Raw genomic sequence first — 550 nt, forward strand, 5'->3', positions numbered from 1 at the left:
ATAGGTACTGTGTTAAAAAACAAGTTTTTTGATAAAATTTTTAGGAAGCAATTTGGTTTATCAATTTGTTATTCTGTGCAGCAAAGGTCTTGATCTTTGCTGCTTTTTTTCTTCATATCTAGCATCATAGAGCGTTTCATTCTTCCATAAGGTGAACATTAATATTAAAAGTTTTCTTTGAACTGCTATCAGGGCAACCAATGGTTTTACTTTATTAGGTTTGAGTCTCAGGTAAAACTTCCTTAAAGTCGGGTTACATCGCACACAGGTCATTGAGGGCATATGTAAAGCTGCCCTAATATGGCTATTTCCCTTTTTACTGATTCCTGACTTTCCGCTAAATGTACCCGATTCCCTTAAAACAACATCATAACCAGCATAGCTGGTTAACTGTTTAGCGTTAGCTATGGATTCAAACCCTAAGGTTTCTCCCACTATGGTAGCTGCTGATATAAAAGAAACTCCAGGGATACTCATTATAAAATCCAATTTCCTTTTTAACTCAGAACTTTCATTGATTAATTCCCGCATCTCTTCCTCTATCTCCATT

General features: G+C 35.6%; 1 protein-coding gene. It reads right to left on the bottom strand.

Going from position 1 to position 550, the window contains the following annotated elements; translation table 11 throughout:
* Nucleotides 1–60 precede the first annotated feature (60 nt).
* On the bottom strand, nt 61–550 hold a 490-nt coding region (locus I215_RS15610; protein ID WP_008992960.1), incomplete at its 5' end, for an IS110 family transposase.

Origin of the sequence: Galbibacter marinus (assembly GCF_000300875.1) — a bacterium.
Taxonomy (GTDB): domain Bacteria; phylum Bacteroidota; class Bacteroidia; order Flavobacteriales; family Flavobacteriaceae; genus Galbibacter; species Galbibacter marinus.